5 protein-coding genes are annotated in these 2,825 nt (G+C 47.4%); all 5 read left to right on the top strand.

Going from position 1 to position 2,825, the window contains the following annotated elements; all coding sequences use genetic code 11:
• Positions 1-182: hypothetical protein (locus J4G02_18720; GenBank protein MCE2396570.1), on the top strand; the 182-nt coding region annotated here is incomplete at its 5' end.
• A gap of 212 nt (positions 183-394) precedes the next feature.
• Complete coding sequence (locus tag J4G02_18715) at positions 395-1,066, top strand: hypothetical protein (GenBank protein MCE2396569.1); 672 nt, start codon at positions 395-397, stop codon at positions 1,064-1,066.
• Between the two features lie 34 nt (positions 1,067-1,100).
• Positions 1,101-1,829: a hypothetical protein gene (locus tag J4G02_18710; GenBank protein MCE2396568.1), complete on the top strand. Its 729-nt coding sequence runs from the start codon at positions 1,101-1,103 to the stop codon at positions 1,827-1,829.
• Positions 1,830-2,011: 182 nt separating this feature from the next.
• The gene (locus J4G02_18705) at positions 2,012-2,236 is read left to right on the top strand and encodes a hypothetical protein (GenBank protein ID MCE2396567.1); all 225 of its coding nucleotides are present in this window, start codon (positions 2,012-2,014) and stop codon (positions 2,234-2,236) included.
• A 399-nt stretch (positions 2,237-2,635) separates the two neighbouring features.
• On the top strand, positions 2,636-2,825 hold a 190-nt coding region (locus J4G02_18700; protein ID MCE2396566.1), incomplete at its 3' end, for a hypothetical protein.

Below are 2,825 nucleotides of genomic sequence, written 5' to 3'. Positions count from 1 at the left end.
CGATGCAACATAGAGACTTTTGGGATTCAATCATCGAACAGATTGAGCAGTTCAGGCGGGAGAATCGGTTCGGCACGGTACAGCTGAAGATTCGGAATCATGAGATTGTGCATTTTGAGATGACCCCCGTGATGCGGGGAGAGCTGCCGAAACGGCGGAATCAGAGGGAGAGAGCTGAGTGAAACGTGAAAAGGAGAAAGGCGGCGGTATAAGCAGGTGCTGTATTGTGTGCGGGTCCGCGACGACGGCAAGGCGGATGTGTTGGCAGGCATTCATAGTCCGGTACGATTAAGGAGTAGGAGGTGATAAAAACAGATTTAAGCAGTAGTCGTAGCAGTACACATTCAGTTGTATCTTATTTTCAAACCTTATAAAATAGAAGGAGAACATAGCAATGGGGTTAACGATTCACGGACCACGCCGTTTAAGCCAATTGGAACGGGACGCAGTAAGCTTGGTATTTGGTGATTCTGAAAGTTTTTCTGATGAGAATCTTCACGATGTTGTCAGAATCCAAGTGGTGAATTCACTTGTTTCAGGAAATGATGAGGCGGAGGGGGATCAGGCTAACGGCTTAATAAGGATTTCAAAACGTCAGCATCCCTATACCGACGATATTGACCACAGCAACACCCGTGGAAACACAGACCTCTGGAAACCGGGCAATCTGTACTATTTGGATACCTTTATCCATGAAGCTGCCCATTGGTGGCAAAAAGACCAAAATAGGTATACAGACAGAACCCCGGACTACGATTTCGATTATGATATGGTAAGAGACTTGGATTTTCCTTGCAAAGAAGGTCATGCTGCCGCGGTTGCGGTTGCATTTATTCTGAGTTGGCAACTTAGGTATAGACCCACCAATCAGAACGTTGATCTGACGCATTCACCGCGATTTAAGCCGGAGTTTGTTGGGAAGGTTAATCGGTATGAAGAGATCCGTAATATCGCAACCCAATCGGGCAGTAACAACCCACCGGCGGGTCGTCATGTTACAAGAACCAAAGCACAACAGTTGTTGGATGCCTTTAACATTCTTTTGGACCAACTGAACGGTAACTAAGCGTACGTTGCAACTAGTGAGAAAAGGAGATAAAGTGGCTATCATGTGCAATCCCTTGGGAACAGGAGTTGCAATCACCCTGACAATACTTGTTATCTGTATAATCATCGGTTGTGGTGATGATGGAACTGAGGGAATTAAACCTCCGTCAGAAGCTGATGTTGACCCGCCCGCTGCCACCAAGGCGGTGATAGATCCATCACCGCCACCAAAGTTTACTGGAAACGCTTTTTATACCGTTAATCCGGACACAGTATTCACATTTACGTTTGATGCGGAGGTTGTAGCGGTAATAGTCAATGGCACACCCGCGACAGGTTTGGGCCTCCATTGGAAGTGGAGTGCACACCCTGATCTACCCGAAGGATCTGTAACATTGGAGATCATGTGGACAAATCGAGACGGCTCTAGAGCTTTTGCAAAAGCAGGGCCTTATTACTTTTCATGGGGACACGGCGAGCCGCCCGTAATTACGGGCGGCACAGTGAATCACGGCGATGTCGATGTCGATCCGGCACCACTTAATGCCAGCGGTTTCCGGTTCGATTTCGACGAAGCCGTCACGGGCACCATTAAACTGACCGACGAGGCGGGTGTAGATCTTCATTGGGACGGAAACGTACAGGACCAGACAGCAACCCTGACCCCGGTGGCAGGGCAAGAATTGGTTAGCGAGACGACCTATAAGGTTGAGATTGATGTCCAAGATGGTGCTGGCAATCGCTCTCAAATAACAATTCCTTTTGCCACCAAAGTTAAATGATGTATGCGAGTCCGCGGCGACGGTGAAGCGGACGCGCTGGCGGGGATTCATAGTCCGTTGCGGCTGCGGAATCAGAGATGAATAGAATCATGAACTTAATACTCTTTAGGAGTTACGCAGTTGGAAAAAAATAGATTATCATAGCGTCTATGAATCCATCGGGGAGCGTGGAGCAGCGTGGATTGAGCGCTGAAGACGGTCAAGTAGATGTGCCCGTCCCATTACCAGTTTCAGCCGCCGATAATAGCGACAGTCGCGTAGATCCGCCTTCACGCTTCATATTAGGGCTTTGGTCTCGTCCGAAACCGTATCTCCCACCTGAAACTATGACAGGCGAGATCCTGAACGTACATCTTAATCACGTATTCAGTATCGAATTCCAACTCCTGACCCGCAACGGGAGTTAGTCTCACAGATGGTGTGACGCGTTCTACCATATCTGTAGGGATCCAGTATCGGTGGGGCTCACTAACCCCACCCTTTCCGAAAAAGATTTCCCAATTGAGAAATAATGGCTAAAATAAAAGCAAAATTCGGAAAATTATTCACTATATACCAAAAAATAATTGACAACGGTCAAAAAGTTTGGTATAATTCTCTTGTCTGAATGATACAAAACCATAGCAACACCTCCTAGAACATCTGCGTGGATCGACCCCGGATGGGGCGGTATCTGTGTTAGTTCATTAGTTCATTGAATAAACCAGTATGACTGCTCTGTTCGGGGTTTTTTGTTTTACACCCAAGTTTTGCGGAACGGCTGGGGCGCGAAGGTTATAGAAAAACTGAATCGAAGGATAGGTTTCATGGAAGAAAGCACCCGCATCTGGATAAATAAAATTGAATCGAAGTTGGACCAGGTCTCTACAGAATTCACGCGGGGGTTTGCACAGCTTTCAACGAAACTGGACATCTATTTGAACAAGCAGGACGACCATGAGCGGCGCCTTTCTCAATTGGAAGAGTATCGGCATAGACAGGATGGCGTGAACGAGG

The sequence above is a fragment of the Candidatus Poribacteria bacterium genome, from assembly GCA_021295755.1.
In the GTDB taxonomy this organism is placed as follows: domain Bacteria; phylum Poribacteria; class WGA-4E; order WGA-4E; family PCPOR2b; genus PCPOR2b.
The sequence above is the reverse complement of the archived record's forward strand: the minus strand, read 5'-3'. Positions and strand labels throughout refer to the sequence as shown.

Bases quoted from the DNA above. Each gene is read 5' to 3' on its own strand.
- J4G02_18715 (MCE2396569.1), top strand. From the start codon at position 395: ATGGGGTTAACGATTCACGGACCACGCCGTTTAAGCCAATTGGAACGG.